Source organism: Mesorhizobium kowhaii (assembly GCF_042431665.1).
Taxonomy (GTDB): domain Bacteria; phylum Pseudomonadota; class Alphaproteobacteria; order Rhizobiales; family Rhizobiaceae; genus Mesorhizobium; species Mesorhizobium kowhaii.
In genome coordinates this window covers 1-25,041 of the sequence record NZ_JBHLYT010000235.1, presented here as the reverse complement: position 1 = coordinate 25,041, position 25,041 = coordinate 1, and the positions used below count along the sequence as shown (strand labels likewise).

The following is a 25,041-nucleotide window of genomic DNA, read 5'->3' as shown; positions in this document are numbered from 1 at the left end:
GGGAAACGAAATAATGCCCAACAAAATGCTGATAGACGCCTCCCACCCGGAGGAAACACGCGTTGTCGTCGTTCGCGGTAACCGTATTGAAGAATTCGACTTTGAATCCCAGGACAAGAAGCAGCTTAAAGGAAACATCTACCTAGCCCGCGTAACGCGCGTAGAGCCCTCCCTTCAGGCAGCCTTTGTCGAATATGGCGGCAACCGTCACGGTTTTCTCGCCTTCAGTGAAATACACCCCGACTACTACCAGATTCCGGTCGCCGACCGTCAGGCACTGCTGCGCGCGGAAGCGCAGGAGGCTGAAGACGAGGACGGCGACGGCGACGGCGATGATCGCCAGAGCCGCGATCGCGGGCGGCGCGGACGCCGGCGCGGTGGCAAGAGCCGCGACCGCGGTGACCACAGGCGCGATGCAGGCGCGGCCGGCGAGAGCGAAGGCTCCGGCGAGGCAAGCGAAGGCGCAGACAATGGCGGCGATGTCGTTGTCGAGGAGATCTCTCACACTTCCGAGATCATCGAACACGCCGCCGATACGTCCGAACATGTTGATACGTCCGAACATGCCGATGCTTCGGAACATGCCGATGTGTCCGAACATGAGGAAGGTTCAGACGAGCAGGGCGAAACGCGCGAAGGCGGCCCGACGTCGATCGCCGCCTCGATCGAAGCCGATGTGATTTCCGAAGCCGTCCCGCAAGCGGAAGGCAGCGAAGCGACGTCAGGCGACAATGATCGCGGCATGCTCGAGGAAGTGCAATCCTCGCATCCGGACGACCACGAGGTCGAATCGGTCGGCGCCGAGGATGCGCTGGAAGAAGTGCGCAACCGCCGCAAGCCGGTGCGCCGCCAGTACAAGATCCAGGAAGTGATCAAGCGCCGGCAGATCCTGCTGGTGCAGGTCGTCAAGGAAGAGCGCGGCAACAAGGGTGCTGCCCTCACCACCTACCTGTCGCTTGCCGGCCGCTATTCGGTGCTGATGCCCAACACGGCGCGCGGCGGCGGTATTTCCCGCAAGATCACCAGCGCGGTCGACCGCAAGCGCCTCAAGGAGGTCGTTGCCGATCTCGAAGTGCCGCAGGGCATGGGCGTCATCCTGCGCACCGCCGGCGAGAGCCGCACCAAGGCCGAGATCAAGCGCGACTACGAATACCTGATGCGGCTTTGGGAAAATGTCCGCAGTCTCACCTTGCAATCCACGGCCCCTGCCCTGGTCTATGAGGAAGGCAGCCTGATCAAGCGCTCGGTGCGCGACCTCTACAACAAGGATATCGACGAGATTCTTGTCTCCGGCGAGGAAGGCTACCGCGAAGCCAAGGACTTCATGCGCATGCTGATGCCGAGCCACGCCAAGGTGGTTCAGCCGTTCCGCGACACGACGCCGATCTTCGTGCGCAATGGCATCGAGGCCCAGCTCGACCGCATGCTGCAGCCGCAAGTGACGCTGAAGAGCGGCGGCTACATCATCATCAACCAGACCGAGGCGCTGGTCGCCATCGACGTCAATTCGGGCCGTTCCACCAAGGAGCACTCGATCGAGGACACCGCGCTCCACACCAATCTGGAAGCGGCCGAGGAAGTCGCCCGCCAGCTCAGGCTGCGCGATCTCGCCGGCCTGATCGTCATCGACTTCATCGACATGGAGGAGAATCGCAACAACCGCTCCGTCGAGAAGCGGTTGAAGGATCACCTCAAGAACGACCGTGCGCGCATCCAGGTCGGCCGCATCTCGCATTTCGGCCTGATGGAGATGTCACGCCAGCGTATCCGCGCCAGCGTGCTGGAATCGACCATGAAGCCCTGCCCGCATTGCGGCGGCACCGGCCATGTGCGGTCAGATTCATCGGTCGCGCTGATGGTGGTGCGGGCGATCGAGGAATTCCTGCTGAAGGATTCGCGCAGCCACATCACCGTGCGGACGCCGGCGGCGACCGCACTCTACGTGCTCAACCACAAGCGCGGCACGCTGGTGGAACTGGAAAGCCGCTTCGGCCTGACCATCACCGTCGAGGCCGACGATGCGGTCGGGGCGCAGCATTATGCGATCTTCCGCGGCGCGCTGGCTGAGAAGCCGGAAGGCTTTGTCGAGGCACGCAGCTTCCCGGCCTATGTCGAGCCGGAAGAGCCCGAGGACGAGATCGTGGTCGTCGAGGAAGACGACGAGGCGCCGGTGCAGGCCGAGCAGCCACGCCAGCAGCAGCCGCAGCAACAACAGCCACGGCCTGCCGCCGGTGGTGAAGAAGGCGAAGGCCGCGACCGCAAGCGCCGCAAGCGCCGGCGGCGGCGGGGCGGCAAGGACCGCGACCGCGAACACGGCGCACCTGCGGACGGGTCTTCCGTCTCCGCACCGGCCGCTGAGTTTTCCGGCTCGGCAGCCACTGCCAGCGACGGCGACGCGGAGGCAGACGACGACGCTCCTCTCGGTGTGGCCGAAACGTCTGAAACGGTTGAGGCTTCGGATGAAGGCCAAGGCAAGAAGCGCCGGCGTGGCAAGCGCGGCGGCAAGCGCAACCGTCGCGAAGACGGTGAAGGCGAGGTCGAGACAAGCGCTGGCGAAACGGTCGAAGCACTCGACAGTGAAGTGGCGGAAAGCGTGACGGTCTCCAGTGAGTCGGTAGTTGCCGCACCGGCCGAAGAGCCAGTGGCGCTTGCTCCGGCCAATGACGACGCGCCGAGCACGGAAAAGCCGAAGAAGCCACGTCGTGCCGCCAAGCCGAAGAAGGCCGCGGCCGAGGTCGTCGCCGAGGAGCCGGCTGCTGCCGAAGCGGTCGCGGAAGCACCGGCCGAGACGCCGGCCACCGCGTCCGACGAGGCAGCGGCAGCGACTGTCGAGGAGACGCCGAAGGTCCGCCCGTCACGGCGCAAGCCGGCGGCCGTGGATGCGCCGGTCGTGCCGGTGGTGTCTTCGACCGTTGCCGACGAACCGGCGGCCAAGACCGAGGACAAGCCGAAGCGCGCCGGATGGTGGCAGCGGAAGGGCTTTTTCTAAGCCTTTCAGCCGCTTGACTTGATTTCTTGATAAAAAATCCCGCGTTGTCCTGAAGGACGGCGCGGGATTTTTTCTGACACGAAGTCTCGAAGACATTCATGCCAACGTACATTCTTGACGAATGGTCGGAAAATAGAAACCTGTATCGAACACTGTAGACAAAATCGTCAATCGCAGCCGGCCACCGAGAGGACGAAAATGACCGACGATGAGGCCGATGAACATTATGAGAAATTTCGTGCCACATATGCGCATCGAGAGCGTCTAAGGCGAGAGAAAAGGTATGACGAGCTCAGATCTGTCCTGGATGAGGAATTCAGGAAAGACACAGATGTTCGGCATGCCCATGAGTGCGAGGTCATCTGGGATGAGGGGCAAAAAGATAGGGCGCTGAATGAAGTTATCACCAGATTTAATCAGGGGATTATGTAATTAACCACCAGTTTTTGGGCGCTTCCTATGCCTGCAAATTAAATAGGATTGATGTCTCTGACTATCTGAAACATTCTTTTGTATCCAAATACCTGGAAATTTCTTCCTTAGATCTTATAGATTTTGTTCACTTAACCTTGCATGGAATAGAGCCGTCAGAGGAACTAAAGAGAACTGCAAAAATATTTTTGCATGACTGACCAGCTTTTCGGATGGCACATTCGAGGTGGCTACGGCGCGAAGATCGACCAGTTCATCATCCTGGCCAGCTTTTCCAGCGCGATCGACCCCAGCTTGGAATTGCCGTTGGCGTTGAGGCCGGGCGACCAGACGGCAAGCGAGGCTACGCCCGGCACGATGCCCAAGATGCCGCCGCCGACGCCGCTCTTGCCGGGAATGCCGACGCGGAAGGCGAAATCGCCGGAGCCGTCATAGTGGCCGCAGGTCAGCATCATGGCGCCGATGCGCCGCGCCCGTTCGGCCGACACCACGGAATGCCCGGTCGCCGGGTTCTTGCCGCCATTGGCGAGGAAGCGGCCGGCGAGCGCCAATTGCCGGCAGCTCATGGCGATGGCGCAGTGGTGGAAGTAGACGCCCAGCGCCAGCTCCGGCGCATGGTTTAGATTGCCGAAGGATTTCATGTAGTTGGCAAGCGCGAAGTTGCGATAGCCGGTGGCCCGTTCGGAGGCCGCGACCTCGCGGTCGATAATGATCGTCTCGTCATCGGCCAGGAATTGGATGAAGCGCAGGATTTCGCCGATCGCCTCGCGCGGCTGGTGGCCGGCAAGCAGGATGTCGGAAACGACGATGGCGCCGGCATTGATGAACGGATTGCGCGGAATGCCGTTCTCATGCTCGAGCTGGACGATCGAGTTGAACGGATTGCCCGACGGCTCGCGTCCGACGCGCTGCCACAACGCGTCGCCGACATTGCCGAGCGCCAGCGTCAGGGTGAAGACTTTCGAGATGCTCTGGATCGAAAAGGCCTGATCGGCGTCGCCCGCCATCAGCACGCGGCCGTCATTGGTGACGGCGGCAATGCCGAACTTCCTTGGGTCGACCTTGCCGAGCTGCGGAATGTAGGTGGCGACATCGCCACGATCGGTGCGTTGCGCCATTTCAGCGGCGACTTCAGCCAGCGCCTGTTCGAGTTCCGGCATGATGCTACCTCAACCAGCGTTCAATGCGCGCCATCGCCTCGACCATGTCGTCGTGGCTGCCGGCATAGGAGAAACGCATCGTGCGGTGGCCGGCATGAGTGTCGAAGTCACGGCCGGGCGTCGCCGCGACATGCGCCTGCGCTAGCATCTTTCGCGCGAAGGCCATGCTGTCATTGGTGTGCCTGGTGACATCGCAAAAGGCATAGAAGGCGCCGTCCATCGGTGCCGCCAGCGGAAAGCCGAGTTCCGGCAGGCGTTTCATCAAGAGCTCGCGATTCCAGGCGTAGCGGCCTTTCACCGCTTCCAGTTCCTCAGTCGCCTTGAAAGCCTCGATCGCGGCGATCTGCGACAGTTCCGGCGGCGAGATGTAGAGGCTCTGGGCGACGCGCTCGACCGGCCGCACCAGTTCTTCGGGCAGCACCATCCAGCCGATGCGCCAGCCGGTCATGCAGTAATATTTCGAGAACGAGTTGATCACCGTTACGTCGCCGCCATAGGCAAGCGCCGTGGTGTCGGGGGCGGCATAGGCCAGCCGATGGTAGATTTCGTCGGAGATGACGGCGATGCCGAGTTCCTGCGCCGCCCTCACCAGGGCCGCCAGCTCATCGGCCGGTATCACCGCGCCGGTCGGATTGGCCGGACTTGCGAACAGGACGCCTTTCAGCGGTTTTTCGCGATGCGCGGTTTCCAGATGACCGGCATGCAGATAGGCGGCGTCGCCGAGCTCGATCTCGACCACGTCGATGCCGAGTGCGGCCATGATGTTGCGATAGGCGGGATAGCCGGGCGCGGCGATGGCGACGCGGTCGCCCGGATCGAACATCGCCAGGAAGGCGAGGTTGAAGGCGGCCGACGATCCGGTGGTCACCGCGATCCGGCTCGGCGGAATGTCAAGCCCATAGTGATCGCCGTAGTGTTCGGCAATCGCCTTGCGCAGCGCGGCGAGGCCGAGCGTGTCGGTGTAGCCGATACGTCCGTCCTGCAAGGCCTTGGCCGCGGCCACGCGAACGCCGATCGGCGCCGGGTCGGAGGGCTGGCCGACGGCCATGGAAACGACCGGCACGCCCTGGGCCTTCAGGCGGTTTGCCTCGGCCAGAATGTCCATGGCATGGAAGGGCTCGACATTTCCACGACGTGAGAGCGAAACGACCATTTAACCAGTCTTCCCGATGGTTGAGGGCGCCAGGCTCTGGCGCATGCGCCGCACAAATGCCCGATTGATGTGAGGATCACAAGTTGAGGAAGTTTCCGGCGCCGACTTTTCATCTTTCGCCCGCTCGTCTACCAGTGGAACCGTCATGTTGAGCCTACCCAGATCGACGATTGCCCAGGCAGCGCGCGTCTTCGCGACGCTTTCGCTTGGCGCCGCCGTCGCGGTGGCGAGTTCGGTCAGCGCCTTCGCCCAGAACGTGCCTGTGGTACGCGACGCCGAGATCGAGGCGCTGGTGCGCGACTATGCGCGGCCGATCTTCAAGGCGGCGGGGCTGGCGAATGACGGCATCGACATCGTGCTGGTCAACGACCAGAGTTTCAACGCCTTCGTCACCGGGCGCCGGCTGTTCATCAACACCGGCGCGCTGATGACAGCCGAAACGCCCAACGAGATTATCGGCGTCATTGCCCACGAAGCCGGCCATATCGCCGGCGGCCACCAGCAGAAGCTGCGCGACCAGCTCGAACGCGCCAAGACGATGGCCATCATCGCGACATTGCTTGGCGCCGGCGCCATGGTCGCCGGCGCCACCACCAACAGCCGCGGCCTTGCCGGCGCCGGCATGGGCGTGGCGGCGGGCGGCGGCGAGATGGCGCAGCGCAGCATCCTCGCCTATCAGCGCACGGAGGAGATGACGGCCGACCGCTCGGCGATCACCTATCTCAACGCCACCGGCCAGTCCGGCATGGGCATGCTGAAGACGTTCCACCGTTTCCAGACAGCGCTGTCGCTGTCGGGCGCGCAGGTCGATCCCTACCGGATCAGCCATCCGATGCCGCAGGACCGTATCGCCAATCTCGAAGTGCTGGTGAAACAGAGCCCCAATGTCGACAAGGTCGACCCGCCGGCACTGCAGCAGCGGCACGACATGATGCGCATGAAGATCGCCGTCTACATGGAAGGCCAAGCGGCGGCGGCGCGGCTGATGCGCAAGATGCCCGGCAGCCTCGCCGCGCAATATGGCGAAGCCCAGTCGACTTACCTGTTCGGCAACATCGCCACCGCGCTCGCCAAAACCAATGCACTGATCAAGGCGCAGCCGAAAAATGCCTATTTCCAGGAACTGCGCGGCGATATCCTGATGAAGGCGAACAAGCCCAAGGATGCCGCGGATGCCTATGCCAAGGCGGTCAGCCTCGACCCGGCGCGGTCCGGCTTGCTGCCTGTCTCCCTTGGCCAGGCGCTGATGGCCGTCGGTACGCCAGAATCCCTGAAGAAAGCCGTCGTGCAGATCAACAATGGCCTCGGGCGCGACAAGGAAAATTCCGCCGGGTATCGCTATCTGGCGCAGGCCTACGGCGAACTGGGTGACATACCAGGCGCCGAGCTTGCCACCGCCGAAGGTCATTTCTATTCCGGCAACTACAAGGATGCTAAGATTTTCGCCATGCGGGCACAGCAGCAGATGAAGCGCGGCGAACCGCGCTGGCTTCGCGCCCAGGACATCATAAATTACGCACCATCAACCAAGATCAAGTGAACCTTCCGGCCGCGCGCTGCGACACAGTCGGAACCGGGCCGGAAAACAGGTAGAAGGAACAGGAACGATGAAAAAGGCACTGCTGCTGGGCACCACGGGGGTTGCGGCCGCCCTGGCCATGCTGGCTTTCGGATTCGTGGCCGGAAACCCGCAGATTGCCAAGGCCGGTACGGCACAGCCCGCACAGACGGCGGCGGCCGACACCAAGATCGACCGCACCGAGGTCGAAGGCATCATCCGCGACTATCTGCTGAAGAACCCGGAAGTCCTTCTGGAGGTCCAGGACGCGCTCGAAGCCAAGCAGAAGGAAGAGCAGCGCATCGCCCATCTCGGCGTCATCAAGGATGCCAAGGACCAGATCTTCAACTCGGCCTTCGACGGCGTCGTCGGCAACCCGAACGGCAAGGTCACCATCGTCGAGTTCTACGATTACAATTGCGGCTTCTGCAAACGCGCCATCGACGACATGCGGGCGCTGACCAAGTCCGATCCGGACCTGCGCTTCGTGCTCAAGGAATTCCCGATCCTCGGACCGGATTCGCAGAAGGCGAGCGTCGTTTCGATGGCCTTCCACCTGATGAAGCCGGAAAAGTATGGCGAGTTCCACAACGCGCTGCTCGGCGGCCAGGGACGCGCCACCGAGGCGGCGGCGATCAAGATCGCGCTTTCGCTCGGCGCCGACGAAGCGACGCTGCGCGAGAAGATGAAGGATCCGTCGATCACCGAGGCCTTCTCCAAGACCTACGATCTTGCCAACAAGCTGGCGATCACCGGAACGCCGTCCTATGTGGTCGGCAACGAGGTCGTTTTCGGGGCGCTTGGACAGGAAGTGCTGGCTGAAAAGATCGAGGCGGCGAAAGCCGCGCTCTGATTTTGCTCACGAGCACATTCTCACGGGCACATTTCCGCGCGTTGTGGACAGTGAAAGATCGCACTTGCGCTCTTTTCGCAGGCGTCTATGCCCATTATAGAGGGCCCAGCGCGCCGGCTTGATGTCGGCGCCGGGAAAGGTCGGCTTTTTTGAAAACGGTTTTCGTCCTGAACGGTCCCAATCTCAACGCGCTCGGCAAGCGCGAGCCGGGCATCTATGGCGGCAAGACGCTTGCCGCGATCGCCGACGACTGCAAGCAGGCCGGCGCGGCGCTTGGCCTCGAGATCGATTTCCGCCAGTCGAATCACGAGGGCGACCTTGTCGACTGGATCCAGGAAGCCGGCGACAAGGCTGCCGGTATCGTCATCAATCCGGGTGCCTACAGCCACACCTCGATCGCTATTCACGACGCCATCCGCGCCATCGCGCCGCTGCCCGTCGCCGAAGTTCATCTTTCCAACATCCATGCGCGGGAACCATTCCGCCACGTGTCCATGGTCGCGCCGGTTGCCGTCGGCATGATCTGTGGCTTTGGGCCGCTCGGCTACACGCTGGCGCTACAGGCGCTGGCCGCACGCCTATGACCGGCCAACAAACAGAAGGCTCGAAAATGTCGATAAAGAAGACCGGTGTTGACCAGCAGCTGATCCGCGATCTGGCGGGCATACTGAACGACACCAACCTCACCGAGATCGAGGTTGAACTGGGCGACCTGAAAGTGCGTGTCTCGCGGCAGGCACCGGCCGTGCACGCGATCGCGGCACCCCAGCCGGCCTATGCGCCGTCGGCCGGTCAGCCCATTGCTGCGGCAGCCCCGGCGGTGGTCGACGTGTCGAAGAATGCGGTAACCTCGCCCATGGTCGGCACCGCCTACCTGGCGCCATCGCCGGACGCCAAGGCGTTCATCGAAGTCGGTCAGAAGGTCAAGGAAGGCCAGACGCTGCTGATCATCGAGGCGATGAAGACGATGAACCAGATTCCCTCGCCGCGCACCGGCACGGTGACGGCGATCCTGTTCGAGGATGCGACGCCGGTCGAATACGGCATGCCGCTCGTCGTGATCGAGTAGAGCGGGCCGGATGTTTCAGAAGATCCTCATCGCCAATCGCGGCGAAATCGCGCTTCGGGTGCTGCGCGCCTGCAAGGAACTCGGCATCCAGACGGTGGTGGTGCATTCGACCGCCGACGCCGACGCCATGCATGTGCGGCTGGCCGACGAGAGCGTCTGCATCGGGCCGCCGCCATCGCGAGACAGCTACCTCAACATCCATCAGATCGTCGCGGCCTGCGAGATCACCGGCGCCGATGCCGTGCATCCGGGCTATGGCTTCCTGTCTGAGAACGCCAAGTTCGCCGACATCCTGGCCGCCCACAACATCACCTTCATCGGCCCGTCCGGCGACCATATCCGCATCATGGGCGACAAGATCGAGGCCAAGCGCACCGCAAAACGTCTCGGCATTCCGGTGGTGCCCGGTTCTGACGGTGCGGTTACCGATGAAAAGGAGGCCAGGCGCATTGCCGGCGAGATCGGCTATCCCGTGATCATCAAGGCGTCGGCCGGCGGCGGCGGACGCGGCATGAAGGTGGCGCATACCGAGGCCGACCTCGAAGTCGCCTTGCAGACGGCGCGCTCGGAAGCCGGTGCTGCCTTCGGCGACGATGCCGTCTACATCGAGAAATACCTGGAAAAGCCGCGCCACATCGAGGTGCAGGTGTTCGGCGACGGCTTTGGCCGCGGCGTGCATTTCGGCGAGCGCGACTGTTCGCTGCAGCGTCGCCACCAGAAGGTCTGGGAAGAGGCGCCCTCGCCAGCCCTCAATGCCGAGGAGCGCGCGCGCATCGGCGGCGTCTGCGCCAAGGCGATCGCCGACCTCGGTTATTCCGGCGCCGGCACGATCGAGTTCCTCTACGAGAATGGCGAATTCTATTTCATCGAGATGAACACGCGCCTGCAGGTCGAGCATCCGGTGACCGAAGCGATCACCGGCATCGACCTCGTGCACGAGCAGATCCGCGTGGCGTCGGGCGGCGGACTTTCGGTCAAGCAGGAAGACATCAAGTTCAACGGCCACGCCATCGAATGCCGCATCAACGCCGAGGATCCGCGGACCTTCACCCCCTCGCCCGGCACGATCACCCACTTCCATACGCCGGGCGGCTTGGGCATCCGCGTCGATTCCGGCGTCTATTCCGGCTACAAGATCCCGCCCTACTACGACAGCCTGATCGGCAAGCTGATCGTGCATGGGCGCAACCGCGTCGAGTGCATGATGCGGCTGCGGCGCGCGCTGGACGAATTCGTCGTCGACGGTATCAAGACGACGTTGCCGCTGTTTCGCGATCTCGTCGGCAATGCCGACATCGCCAACGGCGACTATGACATCCACTGGCTGGAAAAATACCTGGCCAAGGAAGAGTAGTCCGGGGAAGCGATGACCCGTCCCTACGCGCCCGGCTATCGCATCCCGACCGACCTTTTGCTCAAGGCCTATGCCTCGGGCGTCTTCCCGATGGCTGAAAGTGCCGGCGACCCGGAGGTGTTCTGGGTGCGGCCGGAAACGCGCGGCATCATCCCGCTTGATGGTTTTCACACGCCGAAAAGCCTCAGGAAAACGATCAAGAAGCATCCTTTCGACATTCGTTTCGATTTCGATTTCGAAGCGACGATCGACGGCTGTGCCGAAAAGCGCGAGGAGCGCCGGTCGACCTGGATCAATGCGCCGATCCGCGAAGCCTATGTGCAGCTGCATCGGATAGGGCATTGTCATTCGGTCGAGGCATGGCGCGAGGATCGGCTGGTCGGCGGCCTCTATGGCGTATCGCTTGGCCGGGTGTTCTTTGGCGAAAGCATGTTCGCCAGGGAGACGGACGCTTCCAAGACCTGCCTTTATTATCTCGTCGAGCGGTTGAAGGCGCGAGGCTTCGCGTTACTTGATACGCAGTTCACCACCGAGCACCTCAAGCGCTTCGGCGCGGTCGACGTGCCGCGCGGCAAGTATGAGAAGATGCTGGCCGACGCGCTGAAGGGCGAGGCCGTATTCTATCCCTGACGATCGAGCCTCTTACTTCCCGGCCGCGGCTTCCAATGGCGTCTGCGAATGGAACATCATCTTCCAGCCATTGACGCGATGGACGTAGCCGGTGCTGACCAGCGCTGCGTAGGGTTCACCGTTCTCCCGCGTTGCATGCGCCTCGTAGGTCAGCATGATGATGTCGCTGCCGGGTTCAATTATTCCCTTGAGCTCGATGTCGAGATCGCGCCAGCGATTGGGTTTGGTTGCGGTCTTGGCGAGATCGGCATTGTCCATCGCCTTGGCCATCTGCGGAAATGCCACCAGGCATTCGGTGTCGGCATTTGCCGCGTAGTAGGCCGCGTCGCCCGTCCAGAACCCCTTTTCGAGTTCGAGCAATTCCGCCTTGCCGGCGGTGATCCGCTTGCTGTCTGACATTGGAAGATCCTCCATACGCATGAATGCGCCGTCATCCGTGCCAAACGCATGGTGGCCAGGACGGTTCCAGAGGATCAATTGGCTTCGGTGGTATCCGGTTCGGTGGTGTCCGGCTCCGTGGAATCGGGCTGTGCCACATCCGGAGTGGCAGCAGGCTTCGGATTGGCCGCGGCAGGCTTCGAAGCGTCGGCTTTGGTCGCGTCAGCCTTGGCGGCGTCGGGCGCCGGCACATCCGACTTCTGCTTGCATTCCTTCAGCCAGACGTCATAGACGGCATGTTCGACGGCGTTGAGGCCGGGGCTTTCGGCAAACATCCAGCCGGTGAAGATGCGGCGGATCTTTCGGTCGAGCGTGATCTCGTCGACCTCGACGAAGGAATCAGTCTTCGGCTCTTCGGTCTGCGGCCGCGAATAGCAGACGCGCGGCGTCACCTGTAAAGCACCGAACTGCACCGTCTCGTCGATATAGACATCGAAGGTGATGATGCGGCCGGTGATCTTGTCGATGCCGGCAAACTCGGCGACGGGATTGGTGACCCGGTCCGCTCCCGCGGGCGCCGCCGGCGCCGGTGCAGCGGGTGCGGGTTCAGGCGAAGCGGCAAAGGCCGCGGTGCTGACGGCAAGACCGGCGGCTAGCGTCAGGGCGCCCGTCGATATTCGGTTGAAAAAGCTCATCTAGGGGTACCGGTGGTTCGCGCCCGGGTGATTCTGTCGATCGCCAAGGCTAGTCGCCGTTTTCTGATCAGCAAGCAGCTAAACACCAATTGTGGCGATAAAGGACCGGCCTGCACCCACCCGTTACGACCCGGGTGTCCAGGCGTCATAGTCGCCCGTGACCTGCGGCCGATGCTGATTGGTCAGCACCGAGCCCTTCGGGCGATAGGCTGAAGGCGTGCCGGTCAGATTGGGCTGATGTGGCTTCTGCCAGTCGCGCGGCTGGTAGTCCTCGCTGGTCGGCGCGACATCGACACGGTGATGCATCCAGCCATGCCAGCCGGGCGGTATCGCGGAGGCTTCCGAATAATTGCGGTAGATGACCCAGCGGCGCGTGCGGCCTTCCGAATCGATGCCGCCTTCGTAATAGACGTTGCCCGTCTCGTCCTGGCCGACCTTCTTTCCATGCCGCCAAGTGTGCAGGCGCGTTCCCAGCGTCTGGCTGTTCCACCAGGTGAAAAACTGCGTAAGGAAAGTCTTCATCTCAGAACCCTCGCGCTGGCAGCGCCCGTTTCCTGCTTATGGCGTCAGGCCTTCGGGAAGGCAAGGGTTTTGCCGCAGGGAGCACGCAAATGGCTTGCCGGGAAACCCGACACAAGCGCGTGATCTTCTCGACCGCAAGATGCGCGCTTGCCAAGCCTTTGCGGTCTTTCTAAAGCTTTGCGCGCCCAAGCAGGTATCCAACCCGCCGCAGGCCGAAGGGGGTGACGATTGGCCACGGAATTGCCGACCACCGACATTCGCATCAGCGCCGACACGATTCGCCGCCGCAAGGGCGGCACACCGATTGTCTGCCTCACGGCTTACACCTATCCCATCGCCCGCTTGCTCGACGACCATGTCGACCTGCTTCTGGTCGGCGACAGCGTCGCCATGGTGCTGCACGGGCACAAGACGACGCTGGGTGCCTCGCTCGAGATGATGATCGCGCATGGGCAAGCGGTGATGCGCGGTTCGGCCAAGGCTTGCGTTGTCGTCGACATGCCGGCCGGCAGCTATGAGGAATCGGCAGCACAAGCCGTCGCCTCGGCGCGACGGATAGTCGACGAAACCGGCTGCCAGGCGGTGAAACTGGAAGGCGGCGTCGACATGGCCCACCAGATCGCGGCCATCGTCGCTGCCGGCATTCCGGTCATGGGACACATCGGCCTGCTGCCGCAATCGGTCGAGAAGGACGGCGGCTACAGGATCAAGGGCCGCACGGACGAGAATGTGGCAGCGCTGTTTGGCGATGCGCAAGCGGTCGAAAGCGCCGGGGCCTTCTCGGTCGTCATCGAAGGCACGGTCGAGACCGTCGCCGCCGACATTACTCGCCGCATCGCCATTCCAACCATCGGCATCGGCGCCAGCGGCGACTGCGATGGCCAGATCCTGGTCATCGACGACATGGTCGGTCTGACCGTCGACCGGGTGGCGAAATTCGTCAAGGAATATGCCGACCTGCGCAGCGTGATCTCGCGTGCCGCCGAGCACTATGCAGCGGAGGTACGAAGCCGGACATTCCCTGGCCCCGACCATGTCTTTTCGGCGACAAAGCGCGGGGATGACGCATGAGCCGGCCCGTCGTCGTCGACAGCGTTGCCGCACTGCGCGCGCAAATCCGCGACTGGCGGCGCGACGGCCTTCGTGTCGCCATGGTGCCGACTATGGGCGCGCTGCATGACGGGCACATCTCGCTGGTCAGAATCGCGCTCGAAAGAGCCGACCGCTGCGTCGTGTCGATCTTCGTCAACCCGACGCAGTTCGCGCCGACGGAAGACCTAGACAAGTACCCGCGCCAACTCGCCCACGATCTCGACCGGTTGGGAATGGCCAGAGCGGACCTTGCCTTCACGCCGACGGTTGGCGAGATGTATCCCACCGGCTTTGCCACCAGGATCTCGGTGGGCGGCCCTTCCGCCGGGCTCGAATCGGACTTCCGGCCGACGTTTTTCGACGGTGTCGCCACCGTGGTGGCAAAGCTCTTCCTGCAGGCAACGCCTGACTGCGCGATCTTTGGCGAGAAGGACTACCAGCAGCTTTGCGTCGTCAGGCAACTCTGCCGCGACCTCGACCTCCCCATAGAGATCATCGGCGCACCGACGATACGCGACGCACATGGTCTCGCCATGTCGTCACGCAACGCCTATCTCGGCGAAGCCGAACTCAAGATCGCCCGCCAGTTCAACGTGATCCTGAGAAAAACGGCTACTGACCTGGCAGCCGGCGCGGATCAAGGCGACGCGACCGGCAGAACCAGCCGTGCCCTGATCGCGGCCGGTTTCCGCGAGGTCGACTATGTCGAGGCCCGCGAAAGCCTGACGCTCGCGCCATGGCGTCACGACCGCGATGGGCGCCTGCTTGCGGCCGCCTGGCTCGGCAAGACCAGGCTGATCGACAATGTGGACGTTCCCTCCGCCTAGCGCGGTTCATCGTTTCACGGAAACGCCGAACCGCTCTATCTCTTTGTTTTGACGCAATTCCCTAAGGGAAAGCGCTACGCGCTTTTCCCGGGAAAACCGTTTCACACTTTTCCTGGAATTGCTCTAGCGCGGCGGTTTGCTGCCGCGCCTACCTCTCTCTCATTCGTCCGCTGGTCCTGACGAACAGTTGCCCCGCAACGATCCCAATAACCCCGGCTGATGCTTTCACGAGTGCATCGGCAAACTGCGCGTGGCGGCCGGGATCAATGATCTGAAGCAGTTCCAGGACGCCGGCGGTCGCAACCACAAAGATCGCTGCTTGATACAGACGATTGGGGAAGCCGAGCGCCAGGACGAAGCCCAACAGCACATACGCCAAGGCGCGCTCAACATTCGCCTCGGCTATGTGCGGCCGCATCTGGATCGGCGACAGGGTTGCGAAAATGATGATGGCGAGCAGCGCCGACGCTGCAATGCGGGACAGTTTGATCATGTTCCTGCATATCCGTCGTAAGCCGGCACAGCAAACGCTGAGATGACGCATGGCCGGATACGGAACCGATGACGGCCAGCATCGACGGCGCTTTGACGTTTGCGATGGACCCACGGGTGACTTTTTTCGGACCGGACCTGACGCACCCTGATTGTCGCCTATTCCTCGGTCGGCATGTGCAGATACATCGACTGGATGCCGATCCGGCCTGGACCGGTGAAGCGGTTGACGATGAAATTCATGTTGGCGCCGAAGAAGCCGCTCGACAGGCGATCGATCTTGGTCTCCATCCTGACCGAGACATCCTTGAACAGCCAGCCGCCGGGCTCGATGTCGATGGTCTCGCCAGCGGCGAGCGTCTTTTCAAAGACGTTGCCATAGCCATGCAGCCAGACGATGCCATCGCCGGCATCGCCGCGAAAGCGATCGATGAAGAAGCCGCTCTGGCCAAACAGCATCGTCGCCAGGCCGCGCACGCGCTCGAAGCTGTAGTCGACATTGCCGGTGGCGGCGAGGAACTGGTGCTCGCGCACCTGGATCTCCTCGCCACGCCTGAGATGGATCGGTACGATGTGGCCAGGCCCATCGCGGCTGAAGGCGATGATGCCCGCCCCCGACGCTTCGGTGACGAAGATCTGCATGCCGGCCATCATGCGTTTCAGCGCACCCTTCAGCGATTTCAGGCCGATGCTGATGGTGGAATTCTTCCACAGCAGGATGTGGTGCTCGAAATAGACTGGCATTCGCGTCACGTCGACCGAAAGCACCGGCACCAGTTCGCCCGCGATATGATAGGTGACATCGCCAAAGGTTTCGTCCGACACCTGTGTCGGCATCAGTTCCGGTAAGCTCGGCATGAAAATCCCCCGCGCGCCGCCTGCGTACCGGCTCGTTCCAGCTTCCGCATGGTCAGCTAAAGCAGCTTTGGTGCCGGACCCTCGGGCCGTCAAACGAAAACGTCCCCTCCATCGCACCGCTCGCGCGAAGGTGATCATACGTATGCCAGCAGACGACGGTCAGCCGACAAGAGGCCTGTTGTAGACGAGCGTCGGCTTTCCCGAGGCATCGGTGTGTTTGCCGACATCGGCGGATCGCACGAAGCCGTTCGCCTCGTAGAAGGCGATGGCGCGCGTGTTCTGCTCCTCCACCTCCAGACGGACGGCGCGGGCTTCTGGGAAACTCTCGATGATCTCATCGAGGAGCATACCGCCGATACCTCGTCCCTGCAGGCTAGGAAGCACGTGGAGCTGTTTCAGGACAACCAGTTTGCCGCTGTCGACGCATTCGGCAAGAGCCATGCCGCCGATGCGCTTGCCATCATCGGCAACGAGGAACTCGCTGACCGGCTTGGTCAGCCGCGACCGCAGCGACGCAATCGAGTGCCAGTCGTCGGTGATCTCGGTCACCTTGGCAGCGCCGTAGATAGCGTCATAGGTCGCATGCCAGGTCTCGACCAGCAGCGCGCGGACGGCAATAAGATCGCGCTCGCTGGCGGTGCGGACGAACACCGCCTTACTCGATGCCCAGCTTGGCCTTGACGAGGTCGTTCACCGCTTGCGGGTTGGCCTTGCCGCCGGTCGCCTTCATCACCTGGCCGACGAACCAGCCTGCCATGCTCGGCTTGGCGCGAGCCTGTTCGACCTTGTCGGGGTTGGCAGCGATCACCTCGTCGACTGCCTTCTCGATGGCGCCGGTGTCGGTGACCTGCTTCATGCCACGGCTTTCGACCAGCTGGCGCGGATCGCCACCCTCGTTCCAGACGATCTCGAACAGGTCCTTGGCGATCTTGCCGGAAATGGTGCCATCCTTGATCAGATCGATGACCGCGCCGAGCTGATCGGGCGAAACCGGAGCGTTTTCAATATCCTTGCCGGCCTTGTTCAATTGCCCGAGAAGATCGTTGATGACCCAGTTTGCGGCAAGCTTGCCGTCGCGGCCGGCAGCCACCTTCTCGAAATAGTCGGCGATCGGCTTTTCCGAGACCAGGATCGAAGCGTCATAGGTCGACAGGCCGAGCGACGCGATCAGCCGCGCCTTCTTGTCGTCGGGCAATTCCGGCAATTCCCCAGCCAGCGCGTCGACATAGGCCTGATCGAATTCCAGCGGCAAGAGGTCGGGATCGGGGAAATAGCGGTAGTCATGCGCCTCTTCCTTGGTGCGCATCGAGCGCGTCTCGCCCTTGACGGCGTCGAACAGCCGCGTCTCCTGGTCGATCTTGCCGCCATCCTCGAGAATGGCGATCTGCCGGCGTGCCTCATAGTCGATGGCCTGGCCGATGAAGCGGATCGAATTGACGTTCTTGATCTCGCAGCGCGTACCGAACTCGCCGCCCGGCTTGCGCACCGAGACGTTGACGTCGGCGCGCATCGAGCCTTCATCCATGTTGCCGTCGCAGGTGCCGAGATAGCGCACGATGGTGCGCAGCTTGGTGACATAGGCCTTGGCTTCATCGGCCGAGCGCATGTCGGGCTTGGAGACGATCTCCATCAGGGCCACGCCGGAGCGGTTGAGATCGACATAGGACATGGTTGGATGCTGGTCGTGCATCGACTTGCCGGCATCCTGTTCCAGATGCAGGCGCTCGATGCCGACCTCGATGTCCTCGAATTCGCCCTGACGGTCCGGGCCGACCGAGACGATCACCGTGCCCTCGCCGACGATCGGCTGCTTGAACTGCGAGATCTGGTAGCCCTGCGGCAGGTCCGGATAGAAATAATTCTTCCGGTCGAAGACGGATTTGTGGTTGATCTGCGCCTTCAGGCCAAGGCCGGTGCGGATCGCCTGCTTGACGCATTCCTCGTTGATGACGGGCAGCATGCCCGGCATGGCGGCGTCGACGAGGCTGACATTGGCATTGGGTGCTGCGCCGAAAGCGGTCGAGGCGCCGGAAAACAGCTTTGCTTCCGAGGTGATCTGCGCATGGACCTCGAGCCCGATGATGATCTCCCAGTCGCCGGTGGCGCCGGGGATCAGGCGTTTCGCGTCAGGGGTACGGGTATCGATGAGGGTCATGGCGGCCTGCGAATTGCGGTGACTGAACTCACATTTGAACGTGAATTTCACGTCGAACGTGGAAGTCATTCGCTAGTGCAAACCGCCAAAAGAGACAAGCGTAAAGCCACAGGCTGGCCTTTTCAGCCGCTTCGCCCCCGCGCGGGCTTGAATTCGTCCGTTCCGAACTCGACAACCGGTAGACTATGGCTCCGCCGGTCGGTTCACCGGCCGGCGGTTTCGTTCATCGCTCAAGCGGTGGCGATGTAGGCCCTGATCTCGTCGGCCTCGCGCTCGACATCCTCTATGCGGCGCTTGACCACGTCGCCGATGGACACGATGCCATCGAGCATGCCGTCTTTTTCCACCGGCAGATGGCGGAAACGGCCCTTGGTCATGATCTCCATCACCTCGTTGACCGTGTGGTTCTCATTGCAGATCTTCACCTTTGGCGTCATTGCCGAGCGCACGGCGATATCGAGCGCGCCTGCGCCTTCCCTGGCGACAACCCGCACGATGTCGCGCTCTGAAAGAATGCCGACGATCTTGTGATCGCCATTGGTGATGACCAGCGCGCCAATCTTGTGTTCGGCAAGGATGCGGATGGCTTCGCTAAGCTTTTCGTTCGGCCCGAGCGTCAATACGTCGTGGCCTTTTTTCTCGAGAATTGCCTTAACCGTCATGGCGTCCTCCTCTGCTTTGACTGCCGGTTTCCTGCCCTGACCGGCTTTCACATAAGAGTGAACATCGTGCGCCGTGATCGGTTGCATTTCAAGTGCGGCGGTCGGTGGTCTCCCATTCAGGCGCCTGCCATCGTCGGTCGAACCAGCGCAAGCCGAAGAAGCCGGCGACGAAGCCGCCAATATGGGCCTCCCAGGCGATCTGGCCCTCAATTCCCGGGGCAAAGCCGAGAAGGCCGGTGGCGAGATTGATGATCATCCACACGGCAAGGAAGATCACGACGCCGCGCGAGCGCAGTACGATGGCGATTGGCAGCACAGGGCCGGCGAAGGCGGCCTTGCCCGCCGACGAGCGGTCGGTGCGGAAACCGAAACGCGCGGCAGCGCCCATCATGCCAGAAATAGCGCCCGATGCCCCGACGAGCGGCGCTTCTCCATACGGATGCATGGCCCAGAAAAGCGCAACCGAAGCCAGCCCGGTCACGGCAAAGAACAGCGCGAACCAGAGCGTCCCCAGGCGATTTGCCAATGGCGAACCGAAAGCGGCGAGCCAGACCATGTTGATGGCAATATGGGCAAAGCTGCCATGAAGGAAGGCGTAGGTGAACGGGCGAGAGAAAAGGAACCAGTCGAAGCCGTATTGCCCGGTGTAGAGGACAGGGATGAAGGCCCCGTCGTAAAGCAGCGTCAGTTGCTGTTCCTGCGTCAGCACGTACTGCTGCAACAGATAGACGACCGCGCAGATGCCGATCACCGCCAGCACGACAGGTGGCAGATTGAACACCGGCTCGCGCCGCTGTTCGGGTGCATCCTCGATCGGCTCGATTTCCGAGGGGCCTTGCGGTTCGCTCATATGAAATTGCACTCAAGCACGGGATTCGGGTTCGAGCATCTAGATCACCCCCGAACGAACCGCAAACGGCGAATCGCCCCATCGCGAATCAAAAAAGAAGCCGTTCAAGGTTTCCCTTGAACGGCTGGTCGAGCCCCATGCTCCCCTAAAACTCTTGACTGAAGTGCTGCCGATCGTCGCGAAACGACCGCTTCTGGAGTGGTTTTTGTGTGCCATGGGGGCCGCTTCGATGCAACGTAAACCACTTGTTAACCTTAACGGCCCCGACCCGTGAACAAGTGTTAACGACGCTGGCACGCTTCCTGCTCCGCAACGCATGTAGGTCATCGGAGGGCGCCCTTCTGTTCACCGATGGGACATCAGACGACAGATTGCGCGGAGCAGCATAGCATGAACCAGAACGGATCGATCACGCTGTTCCAATATTGGAACCGCCTGCGTGACGGACGCCCCGCCCCGAAGCGTTCGGAGGTGGAGCCCGCCGACATCAAGTCGCTGCTGGCCGATACATTCATCCTGGAAAGGGACACGCGCGGGCAAGCCGTCTTCCGGCTGGCCGGCACCAGGCTTTGCGCCTGCTATGGCCGCGAACTCAAGGGGTTCTCCTTTCCGTCGCTGTGGCGCGAGAAGGATCAGCGGCTCGTCTCGCGGCTGATCCATGGCGTCTTCGACCAGAAGTCGGTCGTGCTCATCGCCTTTGAAGGTTTCAGCCGCAACGGCCGTTCCAACAAGTTCGAACTGCTTGCCCTGCCGCTTGACGGCGGCGTCGAAAATCCGCGCTGCCTGGGCGTGATCAGCGCCGTGGAGAAGCCCTTCTGGCTGGGTGCCGATCCGATCACCGACGCCTTGATCGATTCGATCCGCGTCATCGATCCGGAGAAGGAGCTCCTCAACAACCGTCCGGCGATCGATGTTCCCTCGCTCGTTCCCGACGAACTCGAAGCACCCGAGACGATATCGGCGCTCGGCCGCGCGCGCCGCATCCGCCATCTCGTCGTCTTCGATGGCGGGCGCGAGGAATAGACGGCAAATCTCGCAGTAACAGGACCTGCTTTTCCCCTTTGTTAACCCCCATTGTTGTACTTCTCTGATGAAGTTCCTCGCATCGACGCGCGGGATGCCAAACAGGGTGTAGGCAGTCATGAGGTCAGCGGCGATCGACTACGCGCCGTCCCAAGCTGAAAGGCGTAACTTTCAGCGCGTCCGGGTCAAGATTTACGGGCGCTTCATGCTGGAAGACCGCACCGAACACCCCTGCCAGGTCGTCGATATGTCACCGGGCAATGTAGCGTTTCGCACCGACCGCATCGGCATGCCCGGCGAAAAAGTCATCGCCTATATCGACCATATCGGCCGCATCGAAGGTGTCGTCACGCGTACCTTGCAGGACGGTTTCGCGATGACTGTCATCGCGTCCGATCGCAAGAAGGACAAGCTTGCCGCGCAATTGACCTGGCTTGCCAACAAGCACGAGCTCGACCTGCCGGAAGACCGCCGGCACGAGCGCGTCGCGCCACGCAATCCGACCAGCGTGCTGCAGCTCACCGACGGCCGTCAGTACCAGTGCCGTATCATCGACCTGTCGCTTTCCGGCGCCGCGATCGAGATCGACGTCAAGCCGGCGATCGGCATCCAGGTCATGCTCGGCACCATGCGCGGGCAGATCGTTCGCCATTTCGAGGACGGCGTCGCCATCGAATTCGCCGTCATCCAGCGCCCCGAAACGCTCGATTCCGAATTCAACACGCCGCGCGCCTGACGAGGCCGACAGAGCGCTCCAGGAACCGGCCCTTGTGGCCGGTTTTTTGTATTTTCATGCCTAGACGGAGAAGCTTCGACAGTCCGATGCCGTTCCCGACAAGGCCTGCATGCCATAGGGGCTCGCCGAGCCGCGGTCCCAAAAATCCAAACGATTTAATACTCAAATGATTCAAATTTTATGTTTATTCTATTGAGGTTTTACTCAATATCTACTTCGCGCTTTTGCCTCAAATAAATCCACATGTGGCAATGTCTCCTTCGAACGGGGAGACTACAACAATGAAGAAGACGAGGGGCAAGCTGTTGCTGGTGGCAATGGCGATGCAGCTTTCCGCTTGGGGATCAGCATATGCCGCGGGACCGGCCTATATGCACACCGGCGGACGCACCACGCAGCCTGTTGGCCATTATGAATTCTGCCAGCGCATACCTGGCGAATGCAGCGAAAGAACCCCCAAGGGCGCGCCGGTCGAACTGACCCGCAAATTGTGGGCGACGATCGTCAACATCAACAATTCGGTCAACACAAGGGTCAAGCCGCGCACCGACATGGAAAATTACGGTGTCGAGGAATACTGGGCCTATCCCGACAATGGCTATGGCGATTGCGAGGACTACGCGCTGGAAAAGCGTCGCGAATTGATGGATGCGGGCGTGCCGGCCGGCAATCTGCTGATGACGGTTGCGCGCCAGCCGAATGGCGACGGCCACGCGGTGCTGACCGTGCGCACCAGCCTCGGGGAATTCATTCTCGACAATCTGGAAACCAAGGTGCTGTCCTGGACGGACACCGACTACACCTACCTCAAGCGCCAGTCAGACCAGAACTCCGGTGTTTGGGTGACGATCAACGACGGCCGCTCCGACGCGGTCGCCAGCGTCCGCTAAAACAGAGGTCAAGCGCGTCGCATGAATGCGACCGCTTAAGGAGAAACCCGGTCGAGTCCCCACCCTCCCCGTCCCCAACGACCGGGTCAAAGGAGCCGGCCCCGTCCCCGGGCCGGCTCCGCCATTTCTGGCGGAGGCTCGCAGGTTCCGGGACGTCCCTTTCCACGGGCAGGAGATCGAGGCACTATAGGCCGTTGGTTTCGCCTTCTGGATCACGGCGATGTTGGAAATCCCGGAAGATCGATGCGAGCGCCATCGCCTGTTCAAGGCTATCGACGATGCCTTCAAGGCCGGCGATTTCGAGGGCCTCGGCGTGGCCTTGGGCGGCTCGCCCTGCTGGTTCGACGAGCACATGCCGTTCGAGCTCGGCCTCGGGCATCCGCTGGAATATGCGATCTATTGGAGCCCCGTAGGCTTCATCTCGACCTTGCTGGATGCCGGCTCGGATCCGAATTATCAGGATCACGGGGGATTTCCGGCGATCATTGCCGCGCTGTCCGCCGACCGGGCCGACAGACTGGAAATCGTGCGAGTGCTGATCGAGGGTGGCGCCGACCCCAATATGCGGGGCGTGAACGACTGGACGCCGCTTCACTATTCAGTGGCCATCCGCAGTGTCGACGCGATCCGCCTGCTTTTGGCGGCGGGCGCCGACCCGGCGCTCGAAACCCGCATCGATGACGACAGGACAGCCGCCGAGGAAGCCGACATTGCCGGGTTTGAAGCCGGCGCTTCCTTGCTGCGCGATGCGATGGCCAGGCGCAGATCTAACCGACAGTGAGTTGGTGCGCGATGAAACGACCGGCGGGCAAGGCTGGTCTCAAACCCTCTTCAATCCGGCCTTGAAGCGCTTGCCGTTGGCGACGTAATGCGCCGCCGAGCCGCGCAGTCTGGCAACGGCCGCCTCGTCCAGCACCCTGATCGCTTTGGCCGGCGAGCCGACGATCAGCGAATTGTCCGGAAATTCCTTGCCTTCGGTGACCAGAGCACCGGCGCCAACCAGCGAGTTCCTGCCGATCCTGGCGCCGTTCAGCACGATGGCGCCCATGCCGATCAGGCTGTTGTCGCCGATCGTGCAGCCATGCAGCAAGGCGCGGTGGCCGATCGTGCAGCCTTGCCCGATGGTCAGCGGAAAGCCGGGATCGGTGTGCATGACCGTGTGTTCCTGCACATTGGTGTCGGCACCGATGACGATCGGCTCATTGTCGCCGCGGATGACGGCGCCAAACCAGAAGCCGGCATTGCGGCCGACCCGCACGTCGCCGATCAGCGTCGCATCGGGCGCGATCCAGTTTGAGTCCGCGTCCGCGAAGCTGGGCTCTGTTCCATCGATCGCATAAAGCGGCATTTTCGGTCTCCGAATCGTCTCAGGCTGGAAGGCTGGAGCCTAGGAGACCGATCGACCATGAGGCAATGGCAAGCACGACGACGCCCAGCGCCAGTGACCAGGCGATCGCCGTGCAGCCGCAGGACATCAGCGCCAAGGTCGAAATGCGGCGCTCACGCCGGGCATCGAGGGCGTCGTTGACCAGCATGAAGGGCCCGGCACAAGCGGTGGCGAACAGCGAGCGCAGCACATGCGACGGCGTCACGTAGGGCTCGGTGAAGGCGACCTTGCGGCCCGACACCAGTTCCATCATCGATCCAGCCAGACCGCAGGCCGTCAGTCCGACGACAAAAGCGAATACGGTGAGTTCCAGCGGGCCCATCTTTACGTTCCATTTACCATGAAATTGCACAGTCGTTCCATGGAGGCTGCAAGAGCCGTGCCGCGCGATGTGTGCCGCCCAAGGACACCCAAGGCGAACAGCAGCCTAGATCCGAGGACTGAGATGAAGCAGGCAACGATCGCCGACGGCCCCCAACTCACCGTGGTCGATTCCGTGCTGATGAAGCGGGTGTTCTACGCATTCGCGGCGCTGGCGCTGCTGTCGGTAGCGATCAGCGTAGGCGGCAAATGGTTCGGCCATTCGATCGCCATGGCCGGATACACCGACGACGCAACGATCCAGCAGGTGGTGATCGGCAACAATGTCATCGCCGTGCCGGCCAACGCCATCCGTTTCGCCCAGGCCCGGCGCGACGGCATCGCCTCGCGGCTCGACCTCTATCTGCGCTATCCCCAGATGGACGGCTACAGCGAGCCGGCCCGCGACGATTTCAATCACACGGGGGCAAGCAGAAACATCATCTTCCTGTCCCTCGAACAGCAGATGATGTCGCGCGACATGAGTGGCCGCTTCGCGCCGATCTACAGCGCGTTGATCACCCAACCCGGCATTGCGGGCCCCGGCGGCACGACGGTGTACGGCTTCAATGAGAAATCAGGCTACCTGAACGAGGTGCTGGTTGTCGGCAAGCGCCCCGGGAAGGACCCGTTCGTGGCCCGCTGCCTGAGCGGGCCGAGTGCCGAGGAATCGCTGGCGCCTTGCGAGCGCGACATCCACGTTGGCGAGGAACTCAGCCTCACCTATCGCTTCCCCAGGGAGTTTCTGGGCGATTGGCAGGCGCTCGACGCGGCTATCGCCACCGAGACCGCGCGCTTCCTGAAGACAAGGCACTAGCACTACTTTGGCAGGTTTTTAGCGGCGGGCGAGTTTTTGGAATTCCCAAGAGAGAGTTTGCGTGATTCATAGGAGGTCGGCTTGTGGAGGGCCGATCAA

At 62.1% G+C, this 25,041-nt stretch carries 28 protein-coding genes; 15 read left to right on the top strand and 13 right to left on the bottom strand.

Annotated elements, in window-relative coordinates; genetic code table 11:
* The first annotated feature begins 13 nt into the window (after positions 1-13).
* Together ACFFNA_RS40035 and ACFFNA_RS40030 are read left to right on the top strand one after the other, a co-directional pair.
* Positions 14-2,989, top strand: coding sequence for an Rne/Rng family ribonuclease (locus ACFFNA_RS40035; protein WP_378925914.1), 2,976 nt, complete (start codon positions 14-16; stop codon positions 2,987-2,989).
* Between the two features lie 198 nt (positions 2,990-3,187).
* Complete coding sequence (locus ACFFNA_RS40030; RefSeq protein ID WP_378925912.1) at positions 3,188-3,421, top strand: hypothetical protein; 234 nt, start codon at positions 3,188-3,190, stop codon at positions 3,419-3,421.
* Between the two features lie 230 nt (positions 3,422-3,651).
* Here ACFFNA_RS40030 and ACFFNA_RS40025 read toward each other — a convergent pair whose 3' ends face one another.
* Positions 3,652-4,581 carry a glutaminase gene (locus tag ACFFNA_RS40025; protein WP_378925910.1) on the bottom strand — a complete coding sequence of 310 codons (930 nt, stop codon included), beginning with the start codon at positions 4,579-4,581 and terminating at the stop codon, positions 3,652-3,654.
* A gap of 4 nt (positions 4,582-4,585) precedes the next feature.
* Positions 4,586-5,734, bottom strand: coding sequence for a pyridoxal phosphate-dependent aminotransferase (locus ACFFNA_RS40020; protein ID WP_378925908.1), 1,149 nt, complete (start codon positions 5,732-5,734; stop codon positions 4,586-4,588).
* A gap of 145 nt (positions 5,735-5,879) precedes the next feature.
* On the opposite strand from ACFFNA_RS40020, the gene ACFFNA_RS40015 reads away from it, so the two are divergent.
* The 6 genes from ACFFNA_RS40015 (at position 5,880) to aat (ending at position 11,198) form a co-directional block, all read left to right on the top strand.
* Entirely contained in the window at positions 5,880-7,274 is a 1,395-nt protein-coding gene (locus ACFFNA_RS40015) for a M48 family metalloprotease (protein WP_111542428.1), read from the top strand.
* A gap of 67 nt (positions 7,275-7,341) precedes the next feature.
* Positions 7,342-8,145, top strand: coding sequence for a DsbA family protein (locus tag ACFFNA_RS40010; RefSeq protein ID WP_111542429.1), 804 nt, complete (start codon positions 7,342-7,344; stop codon positions 8,143-8,145).
* A gap of 149 nt (positions 8,146-8,294) precedes the next feature.
* Entirely contained in the window at positions 8,295-8,729 is a 435-nt protein-coding gene (aroQ, locus tag ACFFNA_RS40005) for a type II 3-dehydroquinate dehydratase (RefSeq protein WP_378925904.1), read from the top strand.
* A 26-nt stretch (positions 8,730-8,755) separates the two neighbouring features.
* A complete protein-coding gene (gene accB / locus ACFFNA_RS40000; protein WP_111542569.1) occupies positions 8,756-9,214 on the top strand; it encodes an acetyl-CoA carboxylase biotin carboxyl carrier protein in 459 nt (152 codons plus the stop codon).
* A gap of 10 nt (positions 9,215-9,224) precedes the next feature.
* The gene (accC, locus tag ACFFNA_RS39995; RefSeq protein WP_378925902.1) at positions 9,225-10,568 is read left to right on the top strand and encodes an acetyl-CoA carboxylase biotin carboxylase subunit; all 1,344 of its coding nucleotides are present in this window, start codon (positions 9,225-9,227) and stop codon (positions 10,566-10,568) included.
* A gap of 12 nt (positions 10,569-10,580) precedes the next feature.
* Complete coding sequence (aat, locus tag ACFFNA_RS39990; protein WP_378925900.1) at positions 10,581-11,198, top strand: leucyl/phenylalanyl-tRNA--protein transferase; 618 nt, start codon at positions 10,581-10,583, stop codon at positions 11,196-11,198.
* A gap of 12 nt (positions 11,199-11,210) precedes the next feature.
* On the opposite strand, the gene ACFFNA_RS39985 is transcribed toward aat, so the two are convergent.
* From ACFFNA_RS39985 to ACFFNA_RS39975, 3 genes are all read right to left on the bottom strand, one after another.
* Positions 11,211-11,597 carry a hypothetical protein gene (locus ACFFNA_RS39985; RefSeq protein WP_378925898.1) on the bottom strand — a complete coding sequence of 129 codons (387 nt, stop codon included), beginning with the start codon at positions 11,595-11,597 and terminating at the stop codon, positions 11,211-11,213.
* Positions 11,598-11,671: 74 nt separating this feature from the next.
* On the bottom strand, positions 11,672-12,271 hold the full coding sequence (locus ACFFNA_RS39980) for a DUF2155 domain-containing protein (RefSeq protein ID WP_378925896.1): 600 nt from the start codon (positions 12,269-12,271) through the stop codon (positions 11,672-11,674).
* A 123-nt stretch (positions 12,272-12,394) separates the two neighbouring features.
* The gene (locus tag ACFFNA_RS39975; protein ID WP_111542434.1) at positions 12,395-12,793 is read right to left on the bottom strand and encodes an NADH:ubiquinone oxidoreductase subunit NDUFA12; all 399 of its coding nucleotides are present in this window, start codon (positions 12,791-12,793) and stop codon (positions 12,395-12,397) included.
* 228 nt (positions 12,794-13,021) lie between these two features.
* Here ACFFNA_RS39975 and panB point away from each other — a divergent pair, with 228 nt between their 5' ends.
* Together panB and panC are read left to right on the top strand one after the other, a co-directional pair.
* Positions 13,022-13,864 (top strand): 3-methyl-2-oxobutanoate hydroxymethyltransferase, encoded by an 843-nt coding sequence (gene panB / locus ACFFNA_RS39970; RefSeq protein ID WP_111542435.1) that lies wholly within the window; start codon positions 13,022-13,024, stop codon positions 13,862-13,864.
* The gene (gene panC, locus ACFFNA_RS39965; protein ID WP_378925893.1) at positions 13,861-14,712 is read left to right on the top strand and encodes a pantoate--beta-alanine ligase; all 852 of its coding nucleotides are present in this window, start codon (positions 13,861-13,863) and stop codon (positions 14,710-14,712) included. Before panB ends, panC begins: the two co-directional genes overlap by 4 nt.
* Positions 14,713-14,860: 148 nt before the next feature.
* Here the strand turns inward: panC and ACFFNA_RS39960 are convergent, their stop codons facing one another.
* The 6 genes from ACFFNA_RS39960 to ACFFNA_RS39935 all read right to left on the bottom strand — a co-directional run bounded on the left by ACFFNA_RS39960 (position 14,861) and on the right by ACFFNA_RS39935 (position 19,729).
* Positions 14,861-15,205, bottom strand: coding sequence for a VanZ family protein (locus ACFFNA_RS39960; RefSeq protein WP_378925891.1), 345 nt, complete (start codon positions 15,203-15,205; stop codon positions 14,861-14,863).
* 158 nt (positions 15,206-15,363) lie between these two features.
* Positions 15,364-16,062 carry an AIM24 family protein gene (locus tag ACFFNA_RS39955; protein ID WP_378925889.1) on the bottom strand — a complete coding sequence of 233 codons (699 nt, stop codon included), beginning with the start codon at positions 16,060-16,062 and terminating at the stop codon, positions 15,364-15,366.
* A 159-nt stretch (positions 16,063-16,221) separates the two neighbouring features.
* Positions 16,222-16,713: a GNAT family N-acetyltransferase gene (locus tag ACFFNA_RS39950; protein WP_378925887.1), complete on the bottom strand. Its 492-nt coding sequence runs from the start codon at positions 16,711-16,713 to the stop codon at positions 16,222-16,224.
* Positions 16,714-16,717: 4 nt separating this feature from the next.
* Entirely contained in the window at positions 16,718-18,217 is a 1,500-nt protein-coding gene (gatB, locus tag ACFFNA_RS39945; RefSeq protein WP_111542571.1) for an Asp-tRNA(Asn)/Glu-tRNA(Gln) amidotransferase subunit GatB, read from the bottom strand.
* 230 nt (positions 18,218-18,447) lie between these two features.
* Positions 18,448-18,879: a CBS domain-containing protein gene (locus tag ACFFNA_RS39940; protein WP_378925885.1), complete on the bottom strand. Its 432-nt coding sequence runs from the start codon at positions 18,877-18,879 to the stop codon at positions 18,448-18,450.
* Between the two features lie 88 nt (positions 18,880-18,967).
* Positions 18,968-19,729, bottom strand: coding sequence for a rhomboid family intramembrane serine protease (locus ACFFNA_RS39935; RefSeq protein ID WP_378925883.1), 762 nt, complete (start codon positions 19,727-19,729; stop codon positions 18,968-18,970).
* A gap of 390 nt (positions 19,730-20,119) precedes the next feature.
* On the opposite strand from ACFFNA_RS39935, the gene ACFFNA_RS39930 reads away from it, so the two are divergent.
* The 4 genes from ACFFNA_RS39930 (at position 20,120) to ACFFNA_RS39915 (ending at position 23,159) form a co-directional block, all read left to right on the top strand.
* Positions 20,120-20,752: a PAS domain-containing protein gene (locus tag ACFFNA_RS39930; protein ID WP_378925881.1), complete on the top strand. Its 633-nt coding sequence runs from the start codon at positions 20,120-20,122 to the stop codon at positions 20,750-20,752.
* Between the two features lie 118 nt (positions 20,753-20,870).
* Positions 20,871-21,488, top strand: a complete 618-nt coding sequence (locus ACFFNA_RS39925; RefSeq protein ID WP_378925879.1) for a PilZ domain-containing protein — start codon at positions 20,871-20,873, stop codon at positions 21,486-21,488.
* A 281-nt stretch (positions 21,489-21,769) separates the two neighbouring features.
* Positions 21,770-22,378: a transglutaminase-like cysteine peptidase gene (locus ACFFNA_RS39920; RefSeq protein WP_378925876.1), complete on the top strand. Its 609-nt coding sequence runs from the start codon at positions 21,770-21,772 to the stop codon at positions 22,376-22,378.
* Between the two features lie 220 nt (positions 22,379-22,598).
* Entirely contained in the window at positions 22,599-23,159 is a 561-nt protein-coding gene (locus tag ACFFNA_RS39915) for an ankyrin repeat domain-containing protein (protein ID WP_378925874.1), read from the top strand.
* Between the two features lie 39 nt (positions 23,160-23,198).
* On the opposite strand, the gene ACFFNA_RS39910 is transcribed toward ACFFNA_RS39915, so the two are convergent.
* On the bottom strand, positions 23,199-23,726 hold the full coding sequence (locus ACFFNA_RS39910) for a gamma carbonic anhydrase family protein (RefSeq protein WP_378925871.1): 528 nt from the start codon (positions 23,724-23,726) through the stop codon (positions 23,199-23,201).
* A 19-nt stretch (positions 23,727-23,745) separates the two neighbouring features.
* Positions 23,746-24,087, bottom strand: a complete 342-nt coding sequence (locus tag ACFFNA_RS39905) for a DUF6949 family protein (protein WP_378925869.1) — start codon at positions 24,085-24,087, stop codon at positions 23,746-23,748.
* Between the two features lie 123 nt (positions 24,088-24,210).
* On the opposite strand from ACFFNA_RS39905, the gene ACFFNA_RS39900 reads away from it, so the two are divergent.
* Positions 24,211-24,942, top strand: coding sequence for a hypothetical protein (locus ACFFNA_RS39900; protein ID WP_378925864.1), 732 nt, complete (start codon positions 24,211-24,213; stop codon positions 24,940-24,942).
* The last annotated feature ends 99 nt before the right edge of the window (positions 24,943-25,041 follow it).